A 26,387-nucleotide genomic window follows, 5' to 3' on the forward strand; every position below is an offset into this window, starting at 1 on the left:
GAGGTTCGACACGAAGTATCAACGAACTCTGCAGACTCATTGAGGGTTTCAGTTATCGGGTTGCCCTCTGGATGCTCGCGAACGGTGAAGCTTTCGGTCCATGGATGAGCACTCCCATCTCTCTAGGAGATCGATTCCACCTCCACCTTGATCGTGGCCACGCGCGCGCGGACGACACGAACCTTCTGCAGCATGCATGGATCTACATGCAGCAACCAGAGACCGTAGATCCACTGAGTTCTGCGTCACCTACCGATCGACGCAAGGCTGGAGAACGTCTAGCGCGGCTGGAACAAATGGCGGTAGGTACACTCCAATGGACAAGACGAATGCAAGATCTCGCCACCCATGTGGATAGGGAGGTCGCGAAGGGCGGCTCTGCTCTAGCAGCGCGCCTAACCCGCTACTCGAAGAGTGGCAATCGAGTATCCCGTCTCCACTTGGAGCAGGAGCAGGCTATCGAGGATATCGTTCGAGATTTCTGGCTGCCCGGCAAAGTACGGTCCGCCGACGAGCTCTACCAGAGGTTTCTCGATGAGTGCGAAAGCCGAGGTATCGAACCTTGTGGTCGTTGGCGCTTGGACAAGCGTAGACGTGAACAGAACCCCCTCCGCCACGCCCTCTCGACTGGTGGATTTCGGGCTTATCACGCCCTTCGGCCCAGCACAGACCCGCGAATGCGATCCCTTCCTCCGCTCGGCTACGGCCAGGTCCTCCACGTCGACTCTTCGGATCTAGATGTTAGGTGCGCTCCGAATCTGATGAATGGAATGCCCGCAATCAAGGCTAAGTTCTACATCGGCATCGATGGTGCGACGGGAGACACGATGGCGCATTCCCTCATATTCGGGGCTGCGCGAACTGACGGGCTAGCGCTGCTGATACGCGAGTATGTCAGGCGACATGGAATGCTCCCCAGAATGATCCATCTCGATAGGGGTTCTGAGAACACTTCGCGCTGGCTAAAGGAGTTCGCCGAGGGACGCATCTCTCTGCGGCACTCTCCCACCGCAGCAAGCGCATGGAACGGATTGGCTGAGAATGCAATCAAGCAGGTGAACGACCAGGTTGCGCACAAGCTGGACGGAAGCACGGCTCCGGATCAGAAGGGCCGTAAGGTGGACGGCCGGTTCAAGAGTTACAGCAACGCGCGAACCTCTTTTGTCATGATTCTCAATCACTTTGTCTCGTACGTCTATGGTGATCTACCGTCCACTCCAAGGTCTGATGGATTCTCACCCATTGAGAAGAGAAGGGAATCAATCGCCATGTTTGGCAAGCTCGGTTCAACGTGCGAATTCAATGATGACCTGTTGATCAGGACTTCTGTGCATGTTTCCAGGCGCTTGAAACCGGATCCACGGCGGGGCATTCGCACGGCGGACGGTTGGTTCTCTAGTGATGAACTTCTGCTCCTCATGCGAGGACACGCGGTGGAGGAGGTCCGAAGCGACTGCTGCGACCCGAGCATTCTCCACGTAAAGATTGGAGATCGGTGGATTAGGGCGTTCCACAACAGGGTACAGAGCATGGCGATGCTTTCTGATTCGGAGCGGCTATTCGAGCTTCTCTACGCCCCAACAAGGCGGCGGGACGCGAGGAAGAAACGCGAAGACCTCGGAAGACGCCGTCATACAAGGATGCAGAACGCTATTTTTGCCATGCCTGCAGTGGAGCATTTGAAGCCAGAAAGTGAGGAACAGACGCTTCCCCAAGACACGTTCACCGAGAAAACGTCCTTGGATTCCTACGCTGAAGTTCTCCCTTTCGAAGAGCGGGAGAACTTCTGATGTACTGCTTACGCCATCTTGCCTATGAGAACTCGCGTGCTCAACTTCGCAGAGCGCTCGACGACCATCGACCAGGACACATGGTGTTCTTGATAGGTCCTTCTGGCGCTGGAAAGACGACCATGCGAACTTCGGTCATGCAGGAGATGTTTGGTGATCCGGCTCATTGGGGGCGGGGAAAGATCCCCGCAATCGAACAGTTTGCGTTTCTAGTAAATCAGTCCTATTTCAGTTCCAAGGACTTTGTTCGAGAGCTCCTATCAGAGCTCCATGATCCGTCGTTGGAGTGGCTACTGCGCGACAGCTCGATTCCCGCTGCGAAGTTGTCCCAGATTCAATCCCAGCTCAAGATCACACACGACTTCTGGGATGACCTCCGACCGCTGAAGGGTACAGAGGGGGAGATGTGGGGCGCCTTCAGACGAAGCCTCGTGGCGAGGGGATGCAAGTACGTCTCAATCGATCAGGTTACCGCTCTTCTTAAGAACCACAGAGACACTTCGCCAGCAGATCACACCTTGCACCTGATGGCACTCGCAGAGTCGAGCGGAATCATGTTCATCATGACTGGTATCCACGAGGCGGCACGCCTGTGGAACGTACACTCCGAGTTGCGGAGACGCGTTATTGTAGTTTGGGCTCCGCCCTACAGCGATCGGAGACCTGCAGATAAGGTGCCCTTCCTTAGGGTCCTGAGATCACTCGAATCCAAGTTTAGGTTTTCTCAGAGAGACATGCTTCTCCGAATGTCCAGCGACCTACTTGCTGCCACGGGAGGAATATTCGGGCAGCTCTTCGAACTGTTGCTTCGAGCGGATCGTTGTTCCCAGAACGAGGGCTCAAGCAGAATTTTGAAGCGCCACGTCGAAGCTGCGTATTTGTCTGACAAGGATCTTGCGGCGATGTGGCGGGATGTTGAAGCATTCGAAGATGTGATGTGCGCCGGGGATGTCTCACAGCGAGCATCGCTGGTCAGATCCCGTTGGAGCCTGCCTTCGAGCGACAGAACCTGATATGAATTCATGATGCGCGCCAGAACCTAAAGCTCGAGCTCAACTGAGAGCCGCTAGTCCACGCTCTTGCCGCAGACATCCTTGGTCCCATGAACTCACGAAGCAAATTCGAGTGGACTATTTTTCCTCCTCTTCCCATCATGGGCGTTGGTACGTCTCTAGTGGAGTCCGCGGAGCATTATGCTTGCCGCCTCGCTTGGACGAGCGGCGTTTCCATGAGCCAGCTCCGACGCTTGTTCCATATCCATGGCAGGGGAGGCAGCGGCGGAACCAGCGCCTTCTGCGGACCTGGAAGATTGTTCGACGACCGCGTATCTCGACTCGAAGGATTCACTGGCGTCGAGTTTATACGCTGCGGAACCTTTTCTGTTCTCAACTCTGTGCTCTCATCGAAAGCGCTCAGTAAGTCCTCCGTGCGGCACCGTTGGTGCCCAAAGTGCTACTTGGAGTGGGATGATGAAAGGTCTTATGAGCCACTGTTATGGCGCGTCAACTTGAGTGTGTACTGTCCAATCCACCTGTGTGCTCTCGAAACATCTTGCGGCTCTTGCGACTCACCTCAGGCAGTTTCTATGTGTTACGAGAAGAGGCGCACCTGCAGTACCTGCGGCTTGTCTTTGAGTGGTCCTGGAAGGGTGTTCAGCCCATCTGACTATGCCGTCTGGGCACAAAGGCAGGTCAGTGAGCTAATTGAGCTCTGCGCCACCCCTGGGCAAAGACCAATAGGGGAGGACGCGTACGTCTGCTTCGTAAAAGGGATTGCTAAGTGGCTTGAGCGTCCTGGCCTATTACCAAGAGCAATCCGCCATTCATACATGGAGGTACTTGCAGGCAGAAAAACGCGCGTTAGTCTAGGCACACTCGTCGCTTTCGCGGCATTCCAAGGAGTGTCGGCAGTTGAGCTTCTGGTCAACCCGCGTGCTGCTGCGTCACCTCCGCTCTTTTCTGCGGGCACCGCTTTCGACGAACCTAGTTCCCTGCACCGACATCATTTCCTTAGAGTTGCGGCCTTTGACAGTTGCGTATCTAAGATTTTTGATAGATGCAGGTACAGCTTCTTGCCACCGCTGAGGCTCTTGATTGAGGCCGCTCGCGCTAGCGTAGAAGTCGAGTTTGACGATGTAAGTGTACGATCTCGTTACCAGTACGTCTTCGCTCAGCAAGACGCACATTTTCTTGCAACATCCGCGGAGACGATTTTTAGGCAAGCCGTTAGATCTATCGCCAACAGTCGGCGAGTAACTTCTGATCGAAGTAGCAGAATTGTCCGGCTTCTGTCTGAAATGCACGGGCGGCCGAAGGATGAGGTTCGGGCCATTGTAAGCATCGCTTTGATTTGCTGGGCGGAGTTGAGCAAGTTCAAGCACTGGCGCTAGCCAGAAGCAGGATAGGCATCGCACGCGCGTGATTTGTTTCAAATTTTTCCTCAGGGGATTGCCAATCGGCTCGCCTGGATGGCGGCTATCGACCCAAAGCGGACATTCGCGGCTGCGCAAGCTCTGAACCTTGCTCGGTCCGGTTATGCATCGGCTTGTTAGCCGGAGCCAGTCGCCCTAAGATCGAGCCGTATCAAGGGGATAGTCCACCATACGGTGTGCTGTGGATAAGTCGTATAACCGGACCCAGGGATCCGGCTATTGGGTAGTTAGACCGCTGATGAAAGCTATCCAAATGCTTGTGGTCATATTTTTAGTGGCGCTGATGCCGCCCGCGCAGGCGTCGGATTTCGATCAAGTGCCACTTGACCAGATTCGCGCAGATGTCGGCTCCACATGCTCTGCTCGGCCGGCAGAGCGAACCCTGTCACTCGTCGGGAACAATGGCTTTAGGATCGAGCGCTGGGTAGTGGAGACCTGCAACGGGCCAGTCAGATACGACGTCATCTACTACCCGCCCGAATTCTTCCCGGATCGCGAGGTCGCCTATGAGATTCGACGCATTAGCTCGTGACACGCGGTCTAACAATTCATTCAAGCCGAACCCGCTTCGCGGGTCGGCTTAATTCAGGTGTTAGAGCGCTATGGGGTTCTGGGATCGCCCAATCATCTACATACAGGTCTATCCCGACCACCTGATGGCCCGCGTACTAGGCGGGGAAAGGTCCATCCGTCGAGACTGTCATGCTCTGGATAACCGCAGAGGGCCGGTCGAGGACTTCTCGCGCATTCGCCTCCTGCTGAAGGAGATGGTTCGCGAGCTGGCGCCTGGCTTCTCACTGCGTAGGCCGACCGCATTGATGCACTTTATCCCTGAGCATTACACTCCCAGCCAGGAAGAGCTGGAGCAGTTCAAGCGTACCGCGGAGCGTGCAGGAGTATCCTTCTGCTGGATGTCCAAGTGGGAAACACCACACACGGACAAAGAGCTGACAGATTTCTTCGGCGCGCTCTAACAATTCGTTCAAGCCGAACCCGCTTCGCGGGTCGGCTTAACTCAAGGTGTTAGGTGTCTATGAAAGCCACCGGCAGTTCAAGCAAATTCTGGAGCTGGACGTACATTGCAGGCGGCTCCGCAGCTATGCTCATGGCACTCAGCCAAGCCGTAACGTCATTCGCCGCGGGAACGTTGCAGTTCTCGTCCAGCAAGTACGGATTCACTGCTCACGGCATGGAGGCAGCAGTAATCTATGGCGCAGTGCTGATCGGCTCCGCCCTTATCATCGGCTTCGGTTGGCGAGGGTTGAGACATGGTCGGCAAGACACCTAACAATTCATTCAAGCCGAAGCCGCTTCGCGGCTCGGCTTAATTCAGGTGTTAGGCATCTGTGGCACACGTCCGCATAGCCCTTCCGGAGCCGCACTACACGCTCTTTGACAGCAATCGCAATGATCTTCCAGAGGTCATTGTGGTTAATGACGCTTTGCTGTCCTTCCAGCACCCGGAGATATTTCCTTGGCACCTAGAGGTAAATATCCAGGCGGAGGAGCTTGCCGAGAAAGGCATGCCAACCCCTGAGGAGAGCAAACTCTTGTTCGAGATTGGCGACAAGATTGAGTCCGCTATTGAGGGAAAGAATGCCTTGTTTCTGGCGCGCAGCACCTGGAACGGCCTCCGGCAGCTATCATTTCGCGTGCATGACCCGGAACTAGCGAATGACAGCTTGCAGTCACTACTTTCGGACAAGCCACATACCCGGTTCTGGGAGTTCCGCATGCACCACGACCCAGAGTGGCAAGAGGCTGGTTACATCTTCAGGCTCTTCCCATTGGCTAACGGGACAGATGCCTAACAATTCATTCAAGCCGAACCCGCTTCGCGGGTCGGCTTAATTCCGGTGTTAGGCCTTGGAGCGAGCTATGCGGCTACTCGTAGTAACGGCATTGGCAATTGCCTGCTCCTCGTGCGCATCCACGCCGCACCTTGCTGATACGAGCATGTGCGAGCACTTGGATTCATGGGCCAAAACTGTGCCGGCGGGACAATCGAGCACAGTCAAGCTAATCCGGGGAGGCACATGGATGGTCAACCATTACAAGAGCTGCGAGCACTCCGATGGTGACATAGCGGCAGGCGTCTTCTGTGAGTGGCTCATGGAGAACACTTCCACAGAGTTCATGGAGTCAAACATCAACCGCTCCATTACCTGCCTCCAAGGCCAACGCATCGCCGGGCCGAGTGGGAATACCGGCATTGAGTCTTGGTCCGGTAAAGCGTCCTTCTACAGCCCGCAACTGACCACGGCCGATGTCCAGATCGACTTGGAGTACTCACTGGACAACTCCAAGGAGAGTAGAGAGGATTTCCTTCAGTTCACTGTTCGGGCCCAGTAGTTTGCAGCCAAGGCCTAACAATTCATTCAAGCCGAAGCCGCTTCGCGGCTCGGCTTAATTCAGGTGTTAGGCCGCATGTCAGACTGGTCTGATCTGTTGAGAGATTTCAACTTTCCGCACACGGGGCGTGGCGGTGTCACGCTGGTGTCGCGGGCCGACGCGCCACGCTGCATTGAGCTTATCTACTCTCAAGGCTGGCGGTTCTTGGGCTACGATTCCTTCACGGTTACGGACGAGTTCATCCAGCCGCACCTTCAGTGGAGCCCTGATTGGAGCGGCCCTGGCGCACCTGACATGAAGGCTGTCCTGGCAGAGATTGCTCAACATCCCAATGAGGTCACGCACTATGAGTTCGTGTTCAGAGATGCGGCCTAACAATTCATTCAAGCCGAACCCGCTTCGCGGGTCGGTTTAATTCCAGTGTTAGGTGCGCACGTGAAAAATTTCGCAGCTGTAACATTCTACTCCCTGCTATTTGGCAATCCTGTAGCTCATGCGACTGACCGTTGCAAGTACGACGAGGACGCCTTACTTGCGCTTGATGAAAACGCCTTTGACCAAGACCTTTCAGGTGGCTGGCGGGCCATTGCCAATATTCCTGGCTGCGAGCTCGCAGCTGCGGACCTATTGGCGGCGTACCGGGCCAAGCATTCAAACGCAGGCTCGCTTTTAGCGTGGCACGAGGGTCAAATGCGTGCCTCAGCAGGTCAATACGAGCAGGCAATCCCGCTGTTAGAGGCCGCCCGGAAGCCCGTAGAGCAAGACCCAGTCGGTTGGAACTATTACGTGGATGCCACCTTAGCTTTCCTGCGACAGGACAATCCTGCACTACTGGCCGCGCAAGAGCGCCTCGCAGCTGTTGCTTACCCGGAAGGCGCTGGTATGCCGCCACTGAAGGATGGCTACTTTGAGCTGCCTACTCCACCCGGCCAGCCAACCATGAAGATGCGCTGGCCACCTAACATCGAAGTCGTGGACGGGTTGGTGGCCTGCTTCGGCAAACCTTACACGGAAGCATATGGCACCTCATGTCGTCCGCCCAGTCCATGAGGTGCGCACCTAACAATTCATTCAAGCCGACGTTGCTTCCGAACGCGGCTCAATTCAGGTGTTAGGTGGCTGCAATGACATCCCGTGAAGTGCACATACTCTCGTACTTCTCGCTGCCCACTGATTTGGCTGCATCCTTAAAGAGTTGGCCCGAGTTTCAGGACGGCAACGAATATCACGTTGATCTATCGGACTCACGTGAGAACGGAGCTGTCCGTCTCATCGAGCCCAAAGACGAGTCACCGTACATTTCGGTTGCAGGGCAAGGTAGCGGGCGACTCTTCGATCAGGTTCTTGGCTTTGTCATCCACTCGTTGGCAGCTCATAGTGACAGTCTGATGGTGGACCGTGTCAGCTAGCACGCCACCTAGCAATTCATTCACGCCGAACCCGCTTCGCGGGTCGGCTTAATTCAAGGTGTTAGGTGCAATGGTCAAGATCAACGCACTCCTAATCGCTGCGTTGTTAGCGTCGATGAACCATGACGCTGCTGCCTGCTCGATACTTCCCGATCCGCCCAGCAGAAGATTTAGTGACGCTCACTCGGTAGCTCTTGCGGTGCCACTCGGAAACTCCATCAAGCCAGATACGGCAAAGCTTCCGCGACATGTGGGCGAGGCTCAACAGACCATTCAATGGCAAGTGCTGGTAGCGTGGAAGGGCCGATACAGTGCTGGTGACAAGCTAACAACGCGGCAAAGGCTGGATATTCAGCCCGGCAATTGCCACTCTCTGCTTCGGATGCATGGGCAGCAACCCCATCTTCTATATCTCTTTGATCAAGAGCCGTTTGCTAGATTCTTTGCATTTCCACCGGAGCTTGCAATCGACGACCTACAGTACTTGGAGCGACAGCAAGTAGGCGGCGGCAACAGCATCTGACAATCATTCAAGCCGATCCGCTCTAGGGCGCGGCTTAAGCCAAGCGTCGGTTGATGTCCGCTTCTGGCCGGAAGCGGACCTGCAAGGCCTGGTGGCAGCTATCGGCCATTAGCGGTCAGCTCAGCCTGGGTCGATTGAGCCGGAGCGCTGGGTCTGTCATGCGCGCAGGCGCGCTGATAGCAGGGTCCGATGCATGGTAGCCAGACGATCACTCGGCCTTGGGCTGCTCAAGCAGCCCACGAGCCGAGCGCCATGCGGGGCAGGGCGCACTTGCTCATAGCCGTGGGAGCGGTTGTTTCCTTTTGGGCAAGCGGCGACCCCGATGCCGCTTACCGGTGAAGCTCGCGATCAATCCAGCAGTCCCAGTTGGTATGACCATCATCGAATCCAATGGCTTTCATGACGGTGAGCGAGCACAACATGGAAAGGTTGAACAGGTGCTGGGAGCAATTGAACTGAACCAGGCCATGGTTGATGTTGACGGTAGAGGTAAAGTCGCCCTGATGAAAGAGGGCGTTTCTGATGTGCAGATAGGTGGAGATCGAGCGGGACAACTCGCCTGGATTATCCTGGAACACGTTGAAGCCGTACAGCTTCAATTGATTGGTGATGGGAATTGCCGCGTTCCTGCTCGTGTAGTCGCCCTGACATGCCCTGCAGAACGCCTCCAACCCGGAAATGAGCAAGAAGTAGGTGATCTCAAGGAACGGCTGCCGTTGCCGAAAGGTCTCCACCGACTTGAACAGTAGCGAGCGAAATCGCGTCTGATCGCAAAACGTCTTGTCCTTCAGATGAGTCAGGCAAAGTTCGATGAACTGTTGCCGAGAGTTCTTACAAGGATTGAACGCGTCCGATCCAATGACCGCGCCGCCGCCATTGTGCCTTCGACGCGCGATAAGCGTTGGCTCGAAGGCCTTGGTTGGGTCAGGTTCGGCCTGGTGCGCTGAAATTGGCTCCAGAACCATCACGTCCAGGTGCTCTATGAACGACAGGACGCCTTCCAGCTCGTAGATCGTCTCGCGATCAATCGCGTTAGCAGCGATGGTGCCTGTCATGTGATGAGCGCTGAGGTCGCGCGCGATGCGCTTTGCAGAGGATGAATTGGTCTCACATGGCGTGAAGCTCAGCCCCGCGGCGCTGAAGGGGCGCGTGAATTCAAACCCGTAAACCGGAGCGATGTGCATCATGGCAACCCCTTTCCTGGAACAGAACCCCTCAACAACATTACCGCGCTATCCGGATGCGACACGCCGGCCATGGCCGCGCACCCAGGCCGCGGTTACTCCCGTGCCTCCTGGATCTCTGGCGCGGGATCCACCTCAAGGTAAACGTAGTGCGCCTCACGGCGAAGTCCTTCGGCCAGATAGGTCTTGACGATCCTGTGGTTTTGGCTGTCGTAGGTCAGGCCGTCAACCAGGCAGGCTTGGGCAACGCGCGGGTTATAGCGGTATAGCCAGGCATAGTGCTGCTGCGTCCACGCAAGGACCGCCGTGTGGAGAGCGCGGCTGTCTTTGTCATAGTCGCCTTCCCGGCGCTTGAGGCCCATCACGTTCAGACAAAAGCCAAGGATCCTGGCCCCTTTGAAGTTGGGAAAGCCCTCCATCTCGACGATCTCGTCGTAAAGGAGCCGTCGCGTCTTGAACTTCACCACTCGACCCGCCGCGCCGTCCAGTCGGTTGAAGTTGAACAGCTCGCTCCATAGCGAGTTGTGCTGAATCGTCCAGCATTCGTCCTGGGGCGATTTGACGGAGGATGCATGGAAGATGACCTCAAAGATCATGCTGGCCAGATGATCGTAAAAGTTCTCGCGGGGGTGGCCATGCGCCTCTCGGCTGCGTAGGCGGACATAGCCAGGCACCGCCTTCTCATCAAGGACCTTCACCGCATCCTTGATGAAGTCAACCACGACACGGAGGCGCTGGACCGCATCATTATCCCAAGTGCTGGACAGGCCATTGAGCTTGTACAGATCAGAGGCCGCGCTCTCGATGTAGCCCTTGGCCCGATACAGGACAAAGGAGTGATTCCGGGCCCCCTCCTTTATGTAGGCACGGAACGCCATTAGCACCAGCCGACAATAGGCTTCCCACTGGGCGGCATCCCACTGCGTCTTGCCCCAGATGTCCGGATCGAGCATCGTGCCTACGATCTCGACCATATCGTGGTTTGAGAACATCGCTTGGCTAAGGGGCTTGTGATAGCCGATCAGGCCCGATTCGTAGCCCTCGGCCTCGTGGTAGAGAAACGAATCCTTGTTCCCGAGGGCTTGAGTGACGATGTTTCTTGCGAAGGTTTCCACCTGGATGCCGTACTTCTTCGCTTCGCCCATCTCCTGGAAAATGGCCAAGGCAGTACCGGGCGAGGATTCGACGATCGCCCGGCACAGGCGCCGGTCTGCGATGAGAAGCAACAGGTCATTAGCGTAGGCTTCGACCTTGGGTGGAGCAGGTCGCCGCTGGTCCTGGGCGTGCTCTGGTACGTAGTTCTTGAGCGCCCCACGGTCGGTTGCATAACGGACCAGTGCTCTGGCCGAGTGTGCGAGTTCGTCGGCGATCACGCCGAGCTCCGCAGGCGCGCCGCGAAGGATGAATCGATACAAGGTGCGCGCGTAGCGCTGGGCATTATGCTTGCCAAACGTGGGAGGCCTGATGAAAGCGAACCACGTCCACGTCAAGAACGTGAAGAGCAGCAAGCCGGCGAGGATGGCCTGCCACGCGGCTGGCGTGAGCAGGTTGCCAGCTGGCACGAGCCAACCTTGCGCCCGCCAGAGGTCCGTCAGCAGGGTGAGCACGCCCACCGCGGCCACGACGAAGAACGTTAGCCCCTGCAAAGGTATTGGAGCGGTCCGAACACGAAACCGATACCGGACATCGGCGATCGTCCAGGCCAGGACCATCAGCGCAAGGCCTGCCAAGAGCTCGGAAAATCCGAATAGTTTTGTCCCATTCGTGTTCAGTGAGAAAAAACAGACCTCCGCCCAGCATCTGTCACTTGGCATGCCATCCCTCCATTATCCCAGGCCAATGATCTCCTACCAGAGTCCGAAAGCAAGAAGGCACGGCCCCCAGGCTAGCCAGCGTGGCGTCGTGGCGCGGTCTGCAGGGCGCCTAGGAGCGGCGTACTGCCGCACAGGTCTGGGGCGGCCATCGGATTGAGCGCAATAGCGAACCAGGGGCGCAATACAGATGAAACCTAGCAAGTGCTACACAAGCTTCTGCATGTACTGAGTCGCACTTTCAGCCTCATATAGCACTTGGAACTTGCAACGGCTCCAAAGATGGATTAGGTTCGAAGCGTGGCCAACAGGCCATGGGCGTATACGCCCGAGAATCTGCCATCTCCTCAGCTCATCTTTTGGAAATCTCCGTTTGGGGTGCTCCGTGAGTAATCGGCAGACCGGACCAACACTTCAATTACGGAGAAAATCCAAATGTCTAGCATCTTCTACGGTCGCACAAGCGACGAGTCGCTTGTGCGTCAAATTATCGATGTCACCCAGCCTTACTTCACGTTGAAGCCCGGCCATGTGAGGGAGGCTGCCTCCCGCGCGGTTGGATTTCGCACACATGCTTCACTGGTTGCGCACCGCGAGAAGCACGTGGACTGGATGCCTTGTGCCTTCAATCACGCGGGCTTCGTGGAGCGGCTCAGTGAACTGCTTGATAGGGACGCTACCGCCTATGCGTCTGGTGTGTTGATCGAGGGAATAACGCTCAGGATTGAGATCGTCAAGCTGCCGCCTGAAAGACAGCGAGCGGATCGATACACAGATGTTCAGTATGCAGTTGAGGTGGAGCTCAAAGGCCTACCGGATGAGATTCGCGCGAGGGATAACCGGTTTGTGTTGCCGGAGTTCTTCAGCAACAAAAGGGAGCTCTATGGCGTCGACTCGAACTGGAACTATCGTGTGGATAGTGGCGAGGACGCGCCCCGAAGGAGCAACGGCAATGGCAAGGGCTTGACCGCAAAACTTGTGGACGGCAAATGGAGCGGTGGGCTCTTCATTTATGTGTCCGAACATCAACGCAACGACGAGTCTTGCTTGAAGTCTGTCAGGTCGGCGTTGGCACGGGCAATCCTCCCGGTGGTCACATCGGGTGTCCATTGCAACATCTGCAGGCCTTACAACTATGATTTTGGCGCCTGGCGCGTCCAATTGACCCTTGGGCCTGATGCTATTGCTGCTATTGGCAATGGTGGTTTGACTTTCGATATCCCTACGCTTCCAAAACGTCGCCTGCATGGAGATCGCGACTTTTTGTTCGCGGGGCCGTATCAAGGGCAGTTTATCAACGGTCGCTGGATGGGGACGCTCTACACCAATGGCGTAGCAGAAGCCGAGAATCCCACGTCACTCGCAGAGTGCCGACGAAGCTTACTGAGAGCGGCATATCAGAGCCTTGAGAAGGCCGGGTGGCAGTTTGTTTCCCGGATGCCACTGGGCTAACAAGTCGTCGCGAGGTATGGCGATGTCCGCTTCGGACTAGGATGAGTTGTGTCTTCATCGAGAGGCTTAGAGGAAGTCACGGAGGAGCGGTCAACTCTGTAGGCTAAGGCAGCTATTCATGCAAGCCGACGCCCCTTTGTGGCGTGGCTCAATTCAGAAGCTCTTCGAAGTCCGCTTCTGGCCGGGAGCGGCCAATCGCTCGGTCAGCTCGCTTCTCCCGAGCGGGATGGCGCGCGGCGCTGAGGCGGCATGTCTCCCGGACCTGCCGTTGCTCTTTCGTGTGGCCATGTCCGTTCTCAGACACCATAGTTTGTACATCTGCACACACTTTGCCCTTGCGCCCAATACAACCGGCGAAAGTTCCCCGCGCGACCACTCAATTTATGTACTGCTAAGTTTGATATTCAGGGCTTGTTGTGAGCTGGAGCGGATACTTCGGCCACCGTCGCTTCCCCGAGGCGACGGATACACAACAACAAAATAAAAAGGCGTTCCCATGAAGAAGTCCTTGCTTGCCCTGACCCTGCTGGCTGCCGCTCCTTTCGCTGCGTCGGCTGCCGAAGGTGTGTCCTACAACTATGTGGAGGGCGGTTATGTCGCCTCCAACCTGAGCGATGGCCTGCCCGATGCCGATGGCTGGGGCGTGAAGGGTTCCGTCGCGATCGCGCCGAACTTCAGCATCTTCGGCGACTACACCACGCAGGAAATCGACAACACCAATTTCGATATCGACAACTGGCGCCTGGGCCTGGGCTACAACCACGAGATCAGCCAGCGTGCCGACCTGATCACCCGCGTGGCCTACGAGCGCTATGAAACTCCGGTCGACGACTTCAACGGCTACAGCGCCGAAGTCGGCGTGCGCGGTGCCATCGCGCCGAAGTTCGAGGGCTATGCGACCGTCGGTTACGAAGACGGCAGCGACTTCGACGGTGATTTCTACGGTCGCCTCGGCGCGCAGGTGAAGTTCAACCAAAACTGGGGCCTGAGTGGCGATGTGAAGTTCGCCGACAACGACACCCAGTGGTTCGTCGGTCCGCGTTTCACCTGGTAACCCGCAACAGCGTTCCCCGCGACGCGTCCCTCTCTCCCCGCGTCGCACCCAGCCCGGCCCTTGTGGCCGGGCTTTTTCATGCGTCAAAGAAAAAGCCCGGCCACAAGGGCCGGGCTGATTCGATACGCCGCGTCGGATTACTTGAACAGTGTTTCCGGATACTCCGGCTTCTGTTCGCGCGACAACAGGTGCTGCAGGCCGGCCGCGGGCGTGAGATCGCCATGCAGCACGGCACGCACCGCGCTGGAGATCGGCAGGTCGATGCCATGGCGATCAGCCTGGCGCATGACCTCGTCGGCGGTCTGCACCGATTCCACCACCTGGCCAATCTCGCGTACCGCGTCCTGCAACGACTGACCACGACCCAAAGCGAGGCCAAGCCGGCGGTTGCGCGACAGGTCGCCGGTGCAGGTCAGCACCAGGTCGCCCAGGCCGGCAAGGCCCATGAGGGTTTCCGGCTTGGCACCGATCGCTGCGGAAAGTCGCAGCATTTCGTTCAGGCCACGGGTGATGAGGCCTGCACGGGCATTGAGGCCCAGTTGCATGCCATCGGCTACGCCGGTGGCGACCGCCAGCACGTTCTTCATCGCGCCACCGAGCTCGGCGCCAACCATGTCATCGCCGGTATAGGCGCGGAACGCCGGACCGTGCATGACATCCGCCACGGCCTGGGCGAACGCGGCGTCGGCACCGTGCACCGTCACCGCCGTGGGCAGGCCCAGTGCGACTTCCTTGGCGAATGACGGGCCCGTGACCACGGCCAAGGGCACGTCCGGGCCCAGGATGTCCTCGGCCACTTCATGCAGGAAGCGGCCAGAGCCGGTTTCGAAACCCTTGGTGGCCCACGCCACGCCGGCACGCGCCGGGCGCAGCGGGGCGACCAGTTTCAGCGTCTCGGTGAAGGCATGCGACGGCACCACGATCAGCACCTGGTCCGCATCGGCGAGCGATGCGGCCAGGTCGGTGGTGGCGCGCAGGTTTTCCGGCAGCGGAATACCCGGCAGGTAGCGGGAGTTCTCGTGCTGCTGGTCGATGGCGGCGGAGACCACGGGATCGCGGCCCCACAGGGTGACCGCGTGCCCGTGCCGGGCCATCAGGGCCGCCAGCGCGGTGCCCCAGGAACCGGCACCGAGGACGGCGATCTTCAGTGGATTGTCCGGCACTGGTTCGGCCATCCGTCCCCCTGCGTTCTGCGTCGCGGTATCCGACGGTTGCACGGCCAATCAGGCGTTGCCGACAGGTTCCGAATTGGCCAGCTGGCCTTCGGCCCCGCCCTGCGCGGCGCGCTGGCGCAGCGATTCGGCGTACAGGGCTTCGAAGTTGATCGGCTGCAGGAAGAACGGCGGGAAGCCGCCGGCCTGCACCAGGTCGCTGACCAACTGCCGCACGTACGGGAACAGGATGTTCGGGCACTGCGTGCCGAGCAGCACGTCGACAGCCTGCGGCTCCAGGCCGATCAGGCCGAAGATGCCCGCCTGCTGCACTTCCGCCACATACGCCGTCTTGTCGCCGGCCTTGCAGCTCAAGGTCACGCCGAGCACGACTTCGAATGCGTTCTCGCCCAGGCGCTGCACGCGCTGGTTGAGGTTGAGCTGCAGCTCCGGCTGTACGTTCTCGGCGAACACCGCCGGGGCGCCGGGGACCTCGAAGGAAACGTCCTTGACGTAGATCTTTTCGACAGTGAAAGCGGGGCCAGCGGCTTCGGCGGCAGGCGCGACCGCGCCGTTGGTGGTCTCGTCGGACATTTCTTGACTCCGGAATCTGGATTGCTGCGGTGAATGGAAATTATGTCATGGCGGCACGCGGCGCCCTGTTCAAGGGCGGGACCGCGGCCAAAGCGGACTCAGCGGCCCTTGACCAGCGGCAGGTCGGCCTGCTGCCAGGCGGCGATGCCGCCTTCCAGCGCATAGACCTTCTCGAAACCCGCTTTCTTCAGGCGCTTGGCGGCGCCCGCCGAGGCCTGCCCGGTGCGGCAGACCAGTACAACCGGCAGGGCCTTGGAACCGGCCAGCAACTTGCTCTCGGGGTCGAAGCTGCTGGGCAGCACGTTGCGGCTGCCCGCGATGTGGCCCTTTTCGAAGTCGTTGCTCGCCGACAGGTCGACCACCAGCGCGTTCTCGCTGTTGACCAGATGGGTCAGCTCGGCCGGGCGCAGCGCCGTGTAGCCGCGGAACAGGCGTGCGATCTCGGTGTAGATGATCGCGACCGTCAGGCCGACCAGGGCCAGTGACAGCATCTGGTTCCAGGGCGAACCGGTGGCAAAGGCCAGGATTTCTTCGAAATTCACGGGATTTGGAGGCAGTGGAGCGGGCGGCGATTGTCGCACAGGACGTCGCCGGGGCGGCGGATGGCTACTCCCCGTCCCACAGGTCCGGCAGACCCACCACCAGCCACCAGCGCTTCATTTCCGGATCCCAGCGCCACCGTTCGCGGTAACGCAGGGTCCGCTCGGCCATGGTGTGCTTGTTGATCACGCGCAGTTCGACCGCACGCTCCACCGTCCCGTCCGGGCCGGCACTGGTCGACACGTCGCGGTACCCGGAGATCTGGACCTGCTGGTAGCGTTCGAACTCCAGTTCGGTCATCGGGTGCTCGAGCTTGTAGGCGGGATCGACGGCCTGCCAGGCGTTCTCGAAATCCCCCCAGCGGATCGACGCCGCGTACATATCCTGCAACTGCTGCAGCTTGCCGCGCTGCAGGCGGCTCTGCGCGGCAGCGGGTGCCAGCACCAGCATCAGCAGCCCCGCAGCCAACAGCATCTTCCGGATCACGCGCATGGCACCCCCTCGGTCATGCCGGCATGCTACCGCTTTGCGATGGCGACGAACCGCCCCGCCAGCGTGGTGGCGCTGCCGCCTTCAGGCAGCAGAACCCTGGCTTCGACCTGGATACGCGCGCGGCCACGCTGCACCAGCGTATCCACGAAGGCCTCCCAGGACTGTCCTTCGCCGAAGGTGGCGTCCGCCACCAGGTCGGTATACAGCGGCGCAAGGTAGCGGATCTGGCTGTCGGCCACGTAGACCTCGGCCTTCAGGCCCGCCAGACGGAGTTTCAGCGTCACCAGTCCCCAGCCGGCCACGGTCATCAGCGAGGTCAGGCTGCCGCCGAAGGCGTTGCCTTTGTCGTTGACGTTGGCGGACAGCGGGGCGGTCAGGCGCAATGTCCCCTCCTGGAAGCCATCGACTTCCACGCCCATCGCCGCCACGGGCGGCATGCCACGACAGTACTCACGCAGTTCCCGCAAGGCTTCTTCCGCACTCATCACTCATAATCCGCGCATGGGACACCCAACGCCGCCGGCATGGTACGTCATCTCGCTGCGGCCCCAGGGCGGCCACGATGCGCTGCGCCGTGCCGCGCGACGCCACGGTGCCGGCTTGCTGGCCCTGTCGCCCTGGCGCATCCAGCGATGCGACGACAGCGCCACGCGTGCTGATCTGCGTGACGCCCTCGCCTGCACGACCGTCGTGTTCACCAGCCCCGCCGCGGTTTCGGCGGCGCACGCCCTGCAGCCTCTGGAAGCGCAATCCGGGCAGTCATGGCTGGCGGTGGGATCCGGTACCGCGGCGGCGCTGCGCCGCGCCGGCATCGGGCACGTGTCATTCCCTGCGCGCATGGATAGCGAAGGCCTGCTCGCGCTGCCGGCGCTGACCGACGTGCGCGGGACGGATGTCGGCTTCGTCACCGCTCCCGATGGCCGCAACCTGCTGATACCCACGCTGGAATCCCGCGGCGCCCGCCTGCATCGCGCCGAGGTCTATCGGCGTGAACCCGTCGCGCTGACACCCCGCGCACTCGCGGCACTCGCCGGCCTGCACGCACCCGCCTGCCTGCTGGTGAGCAGCGGGGGTGCCCTGGAGCAACTCCTCGCACAACTGCCGGATGCGTTGCTGGCACGCCTGCGGGGCACCACCGTGGTCGCCGCGAGTGCGCGCCTGGCCGATGCTGCGCGCGATGCCGGGTTCACGCGCGTCCTTCAGGCGGCTGGTCCGCGCCCGGCGCAGATGGTCATGACGGCCCGCTCGGCCATGCTTCCCGGCATCCGGTAGCATCTGCGGCGTCCATCACGTTTTCGACCGCCGACAAGGATGCTTGTGTGAACGACGAACCATCCCCTCCCCGCCATCCCGGTGGTGCCCGCCGCCTCATCGCCGTGTCGCTGGTGGTGCTGGTCATGGGCATCGGCGCATGGCGTGGCTGGTCGTGGTGGCAGGCGCGCAATGCCGACGAGCTGACCGCACAGTCCGCGGCCATGCAACGCATCGAGGCCCTGGAAGCACGCACGGACGGCTTGCGGCGCGATCAGCGCGCGCAGGCGCAGCGCCTGCTCGATGCCGCGACCACCAACCGCGTGCTGCGTGACGAAGTGATCGGCCTGGGCCAGCGCGGCGCCTTGCTGGAGGAAAGCGTTGCCAAACTGACCGACCCGAATCGACACGGTGCGCAGGCGCTGCGGCTGGACGAAGTGGAACTCCTGCTTTCGCAGGCGGCGCAGCGACTGGACATCGCGCGCGACCTGGACGGCGCGCGACGCGCTTATGCGCTTGCCGCCGGCACCCTGGACGGGATGGACGACCACCGCCTGCTGAACCTCAAGCAGACGCTGGCGCAGGAGCGCGCTGCGATGGATGCGCTGGGCGCTGGAACGCAGGCGGAGTCGCTCGCGCAACTGGGCGCCCTGGCCGATGCGCTCGCGGGCCTCCCGCGCGACAGGATGGTGGATGCGCAGGCTCGCCCGGCATGGCAGCGCATGCTCGCGCCCTTGGTCGACGTGCGGCCCACGCGCGATACCACGCTGGTGGCACCCGACGATCGCGCCACCGCGGACGCGGCACTGCAGATCGAGATCAGTCTTGCGCGGGCTGCGCTGGAACGCGGGGACGTTGCCGGCCAGCGCGCCGCCCTCGCACGCATCGCCACATGGCTGCCACGGTTGTGGCCCGATTCACCGCAACGACGGCAGGTTCAGGTGCAGCTGCGCACATTGCAGCAGGCGCCCGCACCCTCGCGCCCGGCCGTGCTGGGCAGCACGCTGCAGCAGTTGCGGGCAATGCGCAACGCGGGCGTGCACACGTATGTGCCGATCGCGCCCGCGAACACGCCGGAGGTCACGCCATGAAGCCGTTCCGCACCGTGATGTTGCTGCTGTTGCTGGTCCTGGCCGGCGTGCTGGCGGCGCAATGGATGGCGGGCACCGATCGCGACCTGGGCGAGGTGTTCATCCGCTTCGGCGGCTACGACCTGCACACGAACGTGCCGCGTGCGCTGCTCTCGTTGATGCTGGTCGGTACGGTGGCGTGGCTGGCATGGCGGCTGATCTCGCTGCCGTTCCGCGCCTGGGGTCGCCATCGCCGCAAGCAGGCGCGCGCGCGCCTCATCGAGGGTCTGGACGCACTGCACGCCGGGCAGTGGCAGAAGGCCGAGAAACTGCTGGAGCGCGCCGCGGAGGATGCCGAGGTCGGCCCGGTCGCGCGCACCGCCGCCGTGCAGGCGGCGCGGGAACGCGGCGACGAAGCCGCCGTGCAGCGCCATCTCGCCGCGCTGCGGGAGCGCTCCGCCACCGCGCATGCATTGGCATCGGCACAGATCGCACTGGATACCGGACGGCCGGACGACGCGCTCACCACGCTCGATGCCGCCGATGTGCAACCGCTGCCACCACGTGGCCTGGTGTTGCGCACGCAGGCGTTGGCGGCCACCGCGCGCGCGGGCGACGCCTATGGCCTGCTCGGCGCGCTGAAGCAGAACCAGGCACTGGCGCCTGCGGCGTTCGATGCGCTGGAGATCCGCCTGGCCTCGCAGTCGCTGATCGAAGCCGCCGATCCGAACGTATTGGCCGCACGCTGGGAAACGCTCACCAAGCCGTTGCGGCTCCATCCGGCCGTCGTTGCGGCCTATGCCGAGCGCGCCGCCGCGCTGCGCTGGGAAGACGCCGCCACCCGCAGCATCGAGCAGGCGCTGGAAGCGCGCTGGGACGAATCGCTCGCCGCGCTGTACGGGCGCCTGCCCGTCGGAAAGCTCGATTCCCGCCGCGCCAGCGCGCAGCACTGGCTGGCGGCCCATCCTGCCAGCCCTTCGCTGCTGCTTGCCCTGGGTCGACTTTCGCGCCTGCAGGGGCAGTGGACGCAGGCACAGGAATTCCTGCACCGCGCGATCGCGCAGGGCGCGGGTGCCGAGGCATGGGAAGAGCTGGGCGACGGCTTCGGCGCGGCAGGCGACGCCGCGATGGCGCAGCAGTGCTACAGCAATGCGCTGAAAGCCGCGCATGGCGGCGCCACCGTCGAATTGCCGGGGCGCGACTTGAAACAGAAGATCCACGATGAGGCCGTCGTGGAAGAACGCGACGCGCACGGGTTGCCGCGACTCAGGGACTGAGCGCGCGGCGTCCGGTCAGCCGGCCGCCGGCTTCCGGCGCCAGCGCCGCCAGCCCAGCCACAGCGCCAACACGCAGAGCCACAACGGCCACAGTGCCGCCAAAGCAACGACGACCTCCAGCCCCCCGCGCCAACCGACCGCGAGCGCATCGCCCAGCCGGCTGAAGAAGCCCGGTCCGTTGTCGCGAAACACCGCGTCCACGTCGACGCGCTCGGCCTTCCGGACCTGCGCATCCTGGCGCAGCGACAGCGTGATCGTGCCGAAGGCGACGCGGTCTTCGAACTCTTTCTGTGCGATCAATGCCTCGTCGCGGCTGGCGCGCGCCGCGCCCCGTGACTGGATGGCATCGGCCTTGTCGCCCAGCTTGCCGCCCGCCTGCACGGCGTCGCCCAGCTCCTGCTGTTCGTCCTGCGCGCGCTGGCGTGCCAGCTGCTGGCGCAGCAGATCGAACTGCGCATCGCGGGCCGAGAAACTGCGCTGGTCCAGGAATTCCATCTGCGCAGCGACGGCGCGCAGGAATGCCTGCGTGCGTTCGCTCGGCACGCGCACCGTCAGCTCGCCCTGCAGGGTGTATTCGGTCAGTTCCAGTCGCTTGCCCTGTCCCAGCGGCCGGCTCAGCACGCGCTGCACCTGCGAGGTGATCTCGTTGTCGGCGACGAATCCGCCCTGCGCGGCAACCTCATCCTCGATCGCCAGCGCGGTGCGGTAGACATCCGCCACCTGGAACTGCGCCTGGGCGGTGCGGATGAAGCGGCGCCGCGGATCGACCTGGGTGGACACATCCGAGGCCATCTGCGAAGGGTCGACGCCAGGCCCCTGCAGGGCAGACGCATCCACGCTTTTCTGCGGTGCCCCAGCGCCAGCGAGATCATCCGGGGCCGCTTCGGCCATCACCGGTGCCGCACCGGCGTCGGCGCTCGATTCGGCGGCGGCAGTGGCATCGGCCTCGGCCATTTCCCGCTTGCTGCAGGCGACAACGAGGATCGAGAAGGCCAACAGCGGAACGACGCAGTACATCCTGTGCAGGCGCATGGAGACTCCAGGGCAGCGGGGCAGTGGCCGGCGGTACCGGCCCGACTAACAACGCATGGCACGGCCCACCGGGGTTGGCCTGCATCATTCCACGCCTGGATGCGTTGTGGTGAAGGTCGCCGCGTGGACCGGCGGGACCGTGTGACAATCGGTTCGCCTGCCTTTCGGTGATCCGCGATGACCCGATTCCTGCGTGCCGCTTTGCTCCTGGTCCTGCTGACCGCCACGGCCACGCATGCCAGGACACCGGTCGCCACCGGCACCGGCGGGGCCGCGGCGACGATCAGCGAGCAGGCCACCCGGTCGGCCATCGCGGTCCTCGACCGCGGCGGCAATGCGGTCGATGCCGCCGTTGCAGCGGCAGCCACGCTCGGGGTGACGGATCCCTTCAGCTGCGGGATAGGCGGTGGCGGCTTCATGGTGGTGTACCTGGCGAAGGAGAAGCGCGTGGTCACGCTCGACCATCGCGAGACGGCACCCGCCGCCGTCACGCCCGCCCTTTTCATCGAAGACGGTCGGGAAATGGACTTCGATACCGCCGTTGCCAGCGGCCTGTCGGTCGGCGTGCCGGGCACCGTGCGCGGCTGGCATGAGGCGCTGCAGCGTTACGGCACGATGTCGTTCGAACAGGTCCTGGCGCCCGCCATCGTCGTGGCAGAGCAGGGCTTCACGGTGGATGCGAACTTCTCGGGGCTGGTGGCGCGAAATGAAGGCAAGTTCCGTCGCTTCCCCGCGACCGCCGCGCTGTACCTGAGGGAAGGCAAGGCAGTCCCTGCAGGCATGACGTTGCGCAATCCCGATCTCGCACGTACGTACCGCCTGCTGGCGCGCGGTGGTGTGGACGCGTTCTACGAAGGTCCGCTGGCACGCGCGATCGTCGATGCGGTCAATCGTCCACCGACCGCCGTCGGTGTTTCCGTGCGCGGCGGCCGCATGACCCTGGCGGATCTGGCCGACTACGAAGCCCGCGTGCGCGCGCCGGTGCACTCCACCTACCGCGGCTATGAGCTGTACGGCATGCCGTTGCCGAGCAGTGGCGGCGTGACCGTGTTCGAAGCGCTGAACATCCTCGAAGGCTACGACCTGAAGACGCTGCCGCGCGCGCAGGTCGAACATCTTTACCTGGAAGCGAGCCGCCTCGCCTTCGCCGACCGCGATGCCTACCTGGCCGATCCCGAATACGTGGATGCGCCCGTGGCCGGCCTGCTGAGCAAGGATTACGCGGCCCGGCGGCGCGCGCTGATCGATCCGGCGCGCGCCGCGTCCGGTCCGGTCGCCGCGGGCGATCCGTTCGCCTTCCAGCAGGATGCGAGTTACCCGCTGCGCCCCGCGCCGCGCGCACTGCTGCCGGAAAGCGCGCACACCACACACCTGACCGTGTCGGACAAGGACGGCAACGTCGTCGCCTACACCTTCACCATCGAGGACTGGGGCGGCAGCGGCATCGTCGTGCCGGGTTACGGGTTCCTGCTCAACAACGAGCTGACCGACTTCGATTTCACCGGCCCGCACCCGAACGTGCCCGAAGGCGGCAAGCGCCCGCGCAGCAGCATGACACCGACGCTGGCACTGAAGGACGGCAAGCCCGCGTTCTCGATCGGCAGCCCGGGCGGCTCGACGATCATCACCACGGTGCTGCAGACCATCGTCAACCACGTGGACCTGGGCCTGCGCATGGACCAGGCCGTGGATGCGCCGCGGCTGTCGCAGCGCAATGGCGCGATGACGTACATCGAGCCCGGCTACGCGGACAGCGTGCAGGCGAAGGCGCTGATGCAGCGCGGGCATCGCTGGTCAGGCCTTGTGGAGGAAATCGGTGCCACCAATGCGCTGGTGTTCAACCCGGACGGCACAGTGACGGCGGTCAGCGAAGGTCGCCGCCACGGCATCGGCAGCGCGCAGGTGCAGACGCCGGCGCGGTGAAGCGGCGCCTGCTACCGGAAGAAAACGATGAAGGCACGCATCGCGGCATTCACGCCGCGACGGCTCAACGCTCGATGATCGCCACCACGCCCATACCGCCGGCTGTGCAGATGGACACCAGCGCGCGACCACCGCCCCGTTGCTTGAGTTCCTTGGCGACGGTAGCGACGATGCGCGCACCCGTGGCAGCGAACGGATGGCCCGTCGCCAGCGAAGAGCCGTTGGGGTTCATCTTCGCGGGATCGATCCTGCCCAGTGGTGCGTCCAGGCCGAGTCGGTTGCGGCAGTAGTCCTCGCTCTCCCACGCGCGCAGGGTGCACAGCACCTGCGCGGCGAAGGCTTCATGGATCTCGTAGATGTCGAAGTCCTGCAGGGTCAGGCCGTTGCGCTTGAGCATTTCCGGCACGGCCACGGTCGGCGCCATCAGCAGGCCTTCGCCATGCACGAAATCCACTGCGGACACCTGCGCATCCTTCAGGTAGGCCAGCGGCTCGTGGCCATGCGCCTTCGCCCATTCGTCGCTGGACAGCAGCACCGCCGCGGCGCCGTCGGTCAGCGGCGTGGAGTTGGCGGCGGTCAGCGTGCCGCGGCCGGACGTCTTGTCGAACGCCGGCTTCAGTGTGGCCAGCTTTTCCAGCGACGTGTCCGGGCGCAGGATGTTGTCGCGCTCCAGCCCGCGGAACGGCGCGATCAGGTCGTCGAAGAAGCCACGCTCGTAAGCGGCGGCCAGCTTCTTGTGCGAAGCAACGGCGAGTTCGTCCTGCGAGTCGCGCGAGATGCTCCACTCCTTCGCCATGTCTTCGCAGTGGTCGCCCATGCTCTTGCCGGTGCGCGGCTCGGCCACGCCGGGGAACTCGGGCTTCAACTCGCCGAACTTGAAACCGCTCACCAGCGCCTTCAGCTTGTCCTGCGTGGTCTTCGCACGGTTGGCGGCGAGCAGGCGCGCGCGCAGCTTCTTGCCGTAGACGATCGGCACTTCGGAGGTGGTATCGGAGCCACCGCCGATACCGGAGTCGATCTGCCCCAATGCGATCTTGTTGCCGATATGGATGATGGTGTCCAGGCTGGTGCCGCAGGCGCGCTGCAGCGTGATGCCCGGCGTCAGCGGCGACAGGCCGGACGACAGCGCGGCTTCACGGCCCAGGTTCCAATCCGACGAATGCTTGATCACCGCGCCCATCGCCACTTCGCCCAGCTGCTGGCCGTGCAGGCCGAAGCGCTCGACCAGCGCGCCCAGCGTACGCACCGACATGCCCAGGTTCCCCACATCCGCGTAGGCCGTGTTCTGGCGGCAGAACGGAATGCGGACGCCGCCGAGGATGGCGACGGGGCGGGGTGCGGGCATGGGGACCTCTTTGCAGGTGATGGTGGTGGGGATGGAGTGAAGACGCCGTGCATGCGGCAGGCATAATGGGGGAGTGTAATGCGCCCCTCCACCACCTCCAACCGCTGACATGACTCCCTCCACAACCAGCCCCGTCGTGATGGGCGTCATCGCCCTGGAGTTGGCCGCCGGCAGCCTGCCGCAGCGTGCGGCGCTGGCGGCCGCGGAAGCCAGCGAACTGGCCGGGAAACTGGGGCGCGACCTCGCCACGCATGCACCACAGGTGCGTGACCTGGATCTCGTCTTCGCCGCTGCGCACTTCGATCCCGCCGAAGCCCTGCGTCCCGGCTGGCCGCTGCACCAGCGGCTGCGCGAACTGCACCAGCGCGCGCCCGGGCGTGGCGACGGTGCCCGTGTGATCGCGTTCGGTGCAGACGATGGTGGCGATGTGCCTTTGCCGCTGCAGGCCGATGCCGGACTGGGCGGCGGGTTGTTGCGCGTGCTGCCTTTCGTGCTGGCCGGCGACCACCATACGGTCGATGCCGTCGCAGAACGGTTGGAAACGGTCTTGCTGGAAACCGGCATGGCGCAGGCCGATACCGCATTGCTCGCACAGACCGCCTTCGGTGCGCAGATCGAGCACGCGCGCTACATGACGCTGCACGACCTCGCCGCGATGACCGCGATGCAATACGAGCATGGCGGCCTGGGCGCACTGTGGCCGGTCATCGAAACCGCGCTGATGGCGCCGGCAGAAGAACAGTGGCTGGATGCGCTGCCGGAACCGCTGCTGCGGTATGCGGAGGGTGAAGTGCATATCGCGCTGTTCGAGCCCATGGCGTGGCGCGCGCGTTACGCGCCACGGGAAGCCACCGACGAACGCCTCGAACGCGCCTACCAGCACTTCCAGGCGCGACAACAGCAGATCGCGGCGGTGCTGGAAGCACACGGCATCCCGGTGACCTTCGCGCACTGCCCGGGCCACGCGGATCCGCGGACTGCGATGGCGTGAAGGCGGACCTCCGCCCCACGCAATTCCTGTAGGAGGGGCTTCAGCCCCGAGGCTTTTTGCGGGGATGTCTTAGAAGCAAGAGCCTCGGGGCTGAAGCCCCTCCTGCAGCACCAAGCCGGGTTACCGGGTGATCTTGATGATGCCGCAGGCCACTCGTGCACCGGCGTTGCCAGCGGGCTGGCTGGCGTAGTCGTCCGGTGCCGCGTGCACGATCAGTGCGCGCGTGGCGACGTCATTCACCGCGCCACCCCCGAGCGTGACACCTTCCACGTGTGCATCCACCTTCGCCACCCCGTCGGCATTGGCGGTGAGGTTGTTCATGTCGCCCGCATGGTGGGCGCCGCTGCCGGCCTTGCCATGGGCCGCGTTGAACGGATTGAAGTGCGGACCCGCGCTGCTGGCATCGGCGGCGCTGCAATCGCCCTTCTCGTGGACGTGGAATGCATGCGTGCTGTTGGCCGGCAGGCCACCGATCTCGCCGGTCAGATGCAGCCCCTTGCCCATCGGGGTGAGGGTGACGCTGCCACTGACCAGGCTGCCGGACGCGGAAGCCAGCACCGCGACGGCCTGCTTGGCGGTGCTGGTGGTGGGAACGTCGGGCGTGGCGGTCGACGGGGGCGAAGACGAGGACGGCGTGGTGCCGCAGGCTGCAAGCGTGAGGACGGATGCGGCGGCCAGCAGGGCGATACGCATGGGAAGCTCCAGGTGCAGATCG

General features: G+C 62.3%; 25 protein-coding genes. 15 read left to right on the top strand and 10 right to left on the bottom strand.

Annotated features, from left to right (window positions below):
* Positions 1–329 precede the first annotated feature (329 nt).
* The 8 genes from AC3DET_RS16310 (at position 330) to AC3DET_RS16345 (ending at position 8,505) form a co-directional block, all read left to right on the top strand.
* Positions 330–1,790, top strand: a complete 1,461-nt coding sequence (locus AC3DET_RS16310) for a hypothetical protein (RefSeq protein ID WP_488392294.1) — start codon at positions 330–332, stop codon at positions 1,788–1,790.
* A gap of 80 nt (positions 1,791–1,870) precedes the next feature.
* Positions 1,871–2,803 carry an AAA family ATPase gene (locus AC3DET_RS16315; RefSeq protein ID WP_488392295.1) on the top strand — a complete coding sequence of 311 codons (933 nt, stop codon included), beginning with the start codon at positions 1,871–1,873 and terminating at the stop codon, positions 2,801–2,803.
* 1,656 nt (positions 2,804–4,459) lie between these two features.
* Positions 4,460–4,753 (top strand): hypothetical protein, encoded by a 294-nt coding sequence (locus tag AC3DET_RS16320; RefSeq protein ID WP_488392296.1) that lies wholly within the window; start codon positions 4,460–4,462, stop codon positions 4,751–4,753.
* 70 nt (positions 4,754–4,823) lie between these two features.
* Positions 4,824–5,195 carry a hypothetical protein gene (locus AC3DET_RS16325; RefSeq protein ID WP_446539538.1) on the top strand — a complete coding sequence of 124 codons (372 nt, stop codon included), beginning with the start codon at positions 4,824–4,826 and terminating at the stop codon, positions 5,193–5,195.
* A 372-nt stretch (positions 5,196–5,567) separates the two neighbouring features.
* Entirely contained in the window at positions 5,568–6,032 is a 465-nt protein-coding gene (locus AC3DET_RS16330; protein WP_446537973.1) for a DUF695 domain-containing protein, read from the top strand.
* A 616-nt stretch (positions 6,033–6,648) separates the two neighbouring features.
* Complete coding sequence (locus AC3DET_RS16335) at positions 6,649–6,948, top strand: hypothetical protein (protein ID WP_446537972.1); 300 nt, start codon at positions 6,649–6,651, stop codon at positions 6,946–6,948.
* 60 nt (positions 6,949–7,008) lie between these two features.
* Positions 7,009–7,623 (top strand): hypothetical protein, encoded by a 615-nt coding sequence (locus AC3DET_RS16340; RefSeq protein ID WP_488392297.1) that lies wholly within the window; start codon positions 7,009–7,011, stop codon positions 7,621–7,623.
* A 429-nt stretch (positions 7,624–8,052) separates the two neighbouring features.
* Entirely contained in the window at positions 8,053–8,505 is a 453-nt protein-coding gene (locus tag AC3DET_RS16345) for a hypothetical protein (RefSeq protein WP_488392298.1), read from the top strand.
* Positions 8,506–8,834: 329 nt separating this feature from the next.
* Here AC3DET_RS16345 and AC3DET_RS16350 read toward each other — a convergent pair whose 3' ends face one another.
* Both AC3DET_RS16350 and AC3DET_RS16355 read right to left on the bottom strand, forming a co-directional pair.
* A complete protein-coding gene (locus tag AC3DET_RS16350) occupies positions 8,835–9,692 on the bottom strand; it encodes a hypothetical protein (protein ID WP_488392299.1) in 858 nt (285 codons plus the stop codon).
* Positions 9,693–9,784: 92 nt separating this feature from the next.
* Positions 9,785–11,419, bottom strand: a complete 1,635-nt coding sequence (locus AC3DET_RS16355; RefSeq protein WP_488392300.1) for a hypothetical protein — start codon at positions 11,417–11,419, stop codon at positions 9,785–9,787.
* Positions 11,420–11,935: 516 nt separating this feature from the next.
* Here AC3DET_RS16355 and AC3DET_RS16360 point away from each other — a divergent pair.
* Together AC3DET_RS16360 and AC3DET_RS16365 are read left to right on the top strand one after the other, a co-directional pair.
* Positions 11,936–12,952: a hypothetical protein gene (locus tag AC3DET_RS16360; RefSeq protein ID WP_488392301.1), complete on the top strand. Its 1,017-nt coding sequence runs from the start codon at positions 11,936–11,938 to the stop codon at positions 12,950–12,952.
* 496 nt (positions 12,953–13,448) lie between these two features.
* Positions 13,449–14,006: an OmpO family porin gene (locus tag AC3DET_RS16365; RefSeq protein WP_192199701.1), complete on the top strand. Its 558-nt coding sequence runs from the start codon at positions 13,449–13,451 to the stop codon at positions 14,004–14,006.
* Between the two features lie 137 nt (positions 14,007–14,143).
* Here the strand turns inward: AC3DET_RS16365 and AC3DET_RS16370 are convergent, their stop codons facing one another.
* From AC3DET_RS16370 to AC3DET_RS16390, 5 genes are all read right to left on the bottom strand, one after another.
* A complete protein-coding gene (locus AC3DET_RS16370) occupies positions 14,144–15,181 on the bottom strand; it encodes an NAD(P)H-dependent glycerol-3-phosphate dehydrogenase (protein WP_446538930.1) in 1,038 nt (345 codons plus the stop codon).
* A 48-nt stretch (positions 15,182–15,229) separates the two neighbouring features.
* On the bottom strand, positions 15,230–15,751 hold the full coding sequence (gene secB, locus AC3DET_RS16375) for a protein-export chaperone SecB (RefSeq protein WP_142122975.1): 522 nt from the start codon (positions 15,749–15,751) through the stop codon (positions 15,230–15,232).
* A 98-nt stretch (positions 15,752–15,849) separates the two neighbouring features.
* Positions 15,850–16,293 (bottom strand): rhodanese-like domain-containing protein, encoded by a 444-nt coding sequence (locus AC3DET_RS16380; protein ID WP_337732495.1) that lies wholly within the window; start codon positions 16,291–16,293, stop codon positions 15,850–15,852.
* Between the two features lie 64 nt (positions 16,294–16,357).
* Entirely contained in the window at positions 16,358–16,783 is a 426-nt protein-coding gene (locus AC3DET_RS16385; RefSeq protein WP_192199698.1) for a hypothetical protein, read from the bottom strand.
* Between the two features lie 26 nt (positions 16,784–16,809).
* Positions 16,810–17,268 (bottom strand): YiiD C-terminal domain-containing protein, encoded by a 459-nt coding sequence (locus AC3DET_RS16390; protein ID WP_488392302.1) that lies wholly within the window; start codon positions 17,266–17,268, stop codon positions 16,810–16,812.
* A gap of 16 nt (positions 17,269–17,284) precedes the next feature.
* Between AC3DET_RS16390 and AC3DET_RS16395 the strand changes: the two genes are divergently transcribed.
* The 3 genes from AC3DET_RS16395 to AC3DET_RS16405 are packed head-to-tail and all read left to right on the top strand — an operon-like array spanning position 17,285 to position 20,381.
* The gene (locus AC3DET_RS16395) at positions 17,285–18,055 is read left to right on the top strand and encodes a uroporphyrinogen-III synthase (protein WP_446538932.1); all 771 of its coding nucleotides are present in this window, start codon (positions 17,285–17,287) and stop codon (positions 18,053–18,055) included.
* Positions 18,056–18,102: 47 nt separating this feature from the next.
* Positions 18,103–19,125 (top strand): uroporphyrinogen-III C-methyltransferase, encoded by a 1,023-nt coding sequence (locus AC3DET_RS16400; protein ID WP_488392303.1) that lies wholly within the window; start codon positions 18,103–18,105, stop codon positions 19,123–19,125.
* Positions 19,122–20,381, top strand: coding sequence for a heme biosynthesis HemY N-terminal domain-containing protein (locus AC3DET_RS16405; protein WP_488392304.1), 1,260 nt, complete (start codon positions 19,122–19,124; stop codon positions 20,379–20,381). Before AC3DET_RS16400 ends, AC3DET_RS16405 begins: the two co-directional genes overlap by 4 nt.
* A 15-nt stretch (positions 20,382–20,396) precedes the next feature.
* Here AC3DET_RS16405 and AC3DET_RS16410 read toward each other — a convergent pair whose 3' ends face one another.
* The gene (locus AC3DET_RS16410) at positions 20,397–21,413 is read right to left on the bottom strand and encodes a DUF4349 domain-containing protein (protein ID WP_488392305.1); all 1,017 of its coding nucleotides are present in this window, start codon (positions 21,411–21,413) and stop codon (positions 20,397–20,399) included.
* Between the two features lie 177 nt (positions 21,414–21,590).
* On the opposite strand from AC3DET_RS16410, the gene ggt reads away from it, so the two are divergent.
* Positions 21,591–23,336: a gamma-glutamyltransferase gene (gene ggt / locus AC3DET_RS16415; protein ID WP_488392306.1), complete on the top strand. Its 1,746-nt coding sequence runs from the start codon at positions 21,591–21,593 to the stop codon at positions 23,334–23,336.
* A gap of 64 nt (positions 23,337–23,400) precedes the next feature.
* Here ggt and AC3DET_RS16420 read toward each other — a convergent pair whose 3' ends face one another.
* Positions 23,401–24,681 (bottom strand): acetyl-CoA C-acetyltransferase, encoded by a 1,281-nt coding sequence (locus AC3DET_RS16420; protein ID WP_337732502.1) that lies wholly within the window; start codon positions 24,679–24,681, stop codon positions 23,401–23,403.
* 109 nt (positions 24,682–24,790) lie between these two features.
* On the opposite strand from AC3DET_RS16420, the gene AC3DET_RS16425 reads away from it, so the two are divergent.
* Positions 24,791–25,672, top strand: a complete 882-nt coding sequence (locus tag AC3DET_RS16425) for a hypothetical protein (RefSeq protein ID WP_488392307.1) — start codon at positions 24,791–24,793, stop codon at positions 25,670–25,672.
* 120 nt (positions 25,673–25,792) lie between these two features.
* On the opposite strand, the gene AC3DET_RS16430 is transcribed toward AC3DET_RS16425, so the two are convergent.
* Complete coding sequence (locus AC3DET_RS16430) at positions 25,793–26,365, bottom strand: superoxide dismutase family protein (RefSeq protein WP_337732504.1); 573 nt, start codon at positions 26,363–26,365, stop codon at positions 25,793–25,795.
* Positions 26,366–26,387 lie beyond the last annotated feature (22 nt).

The organism is Pseudoxanthomonas sp. 97-1-1 (assembly GCF_057773125.1).

Bases quoted from the DNA above. Each gene is read 5' to 3' on its own strand.
- AC3DET_RS16335 (WP_446537972.1), top strand. From the start codon at position 6,649: ATGTCAGACTGGTCTGATCTGTTGAGAGATTTCAACTTTCCGCACACG.
- AC3DET_RS16430 (WP_337732504.1), bottom strand. From the start codon at position 26,365: ATGCGTATCGCCCTGCTGGCCGCCGCATCCGTCCTCACGCTTGCAGCC.
- AC3DET_RS16395 (WP_446538932.1), top strand. From the start codon at position 17,285: ATGGGACACCCAACGCCGCCGGCATGGTACGTCATCTCGCTGCGGCCC.
- AC3DET_RS16365 (WP_192199701.1), top strand. From the start codon at position 13,449: ATGAAGAAGTCCTTGCTTGCCCTGACCCTGCTGGCTGCCGCTCCTTTC.
- secB (WP_142122975.1), bottom strand. From the start codon at position 15,751: ATGTCCGACGAGACCACCAACGGCGCGGTCGCGCCTGCCGCCGAAGCC.
- AC3DET_RS16350 (WP_488392299.1), bottom strand. From the start codon at position 9,692: ATGATGCACATCGCTCCGGTTTACGGGTTTGAATTCACGCGCCCCTTC.
- AC3DET_RS16420 (WP_337732502.1), bottom strand. From the start codon at position 24,681: ATGCCCGCACCCCGCCCCGTCGCCATCCTCGGCGGCGTCCGCATTCCG.
- AC3DET_RS16345 (WP_488392298.1), top strand. From the start codon at position 8,053: ATGGTCAAGATCAACGCACTCCTAATCGCTGCGTTGTTAGCGTCGATG.
- AC3DET_RS16390 (WP_488392302.1), bottom strand. From the start codon at position 17,268: ATGAGTGCGGAAGAAGCCTTGCGGGAACTGCGTGAGTACTGTCGTGGC.
- AC3DET_RS16370 (WP_446538930.1), bottom strand. From the start codon at position 15,181: ATGGCCGAACCAGTGCCGGACAATCCACTGAAGATCGCCGTCCTCGGT.
- AC3DET_RS16315 (WP_488392295.1), top strand. From the start codon at position 1,871: ATGGTGTTCTTGATAGGTCCTTCTGGCGCTGGAAAGACGACCATGCGA.
- AC3DET_RS16405 (WP_488392304.1), top strand. From the start codon at position 19,122: ATGAAGCCGTTCCGCACCGTGATGTTGCTGCTGTTGCTGGTCCTGGCC.
- AC3DET_RS16320 (WP_488392296.1), top strand. From the start codon at position 4,460: ATGAAAGCTATCCAAATGCTTGTGGTCATATTTTTAGTGGCGCTGATG.
- AC3DET_RS16385 (WP_192199698.1), bottom strand. From the start codon at position 16,783: ATGCGCGTGATCCGGAAGATGCTGTTGGCTGCGGGGCTGCTGATGCTG.
- AC3DET_RS16410 (WP_488392305.1), bottom strand. From the start codon at position 21,413: ATGCGCCTGCACAGGATGTACTGCGTCGTTCCGCTGTTGGCCTTCTCG.
- AC3DET_RS16360 (WP_488392301.1), top strand. From the start codon at position 11,936: ATGTCTAGCATCTTCTACGGTCGCACAAGCGACGAGTCGCTTGTGCGT.
- AC3DET_RS16325 (WP_446539538.1), top strand. From the start codon at position 4,824: ATGGGGTTCTGGGATCGCCCAATCATCTACATACAGGTCTATCCCGAC.
- ggt (WP_488392306.1), top strand. From the start codon at position 21,591: ATGACCCGATTCCTGCGTGCCGCTTTGCTCCTGGTCCTGCTGACCGCC.
- AC3DET_RS16425 (WP_488392307.1), top strand. From the start codon at position 24,791: ATGACTCCCTCCACAACCAGCCCCGTCGTGATGGGCGTCATCGCCCTG.
- AC3DET_RS16310 (WP_488392294.1), top strand. From the start codon at position 330: ATGCAAGATCTCGCCACCCATGTGGATAGGGAGGTCGCGAAGGGCGGC.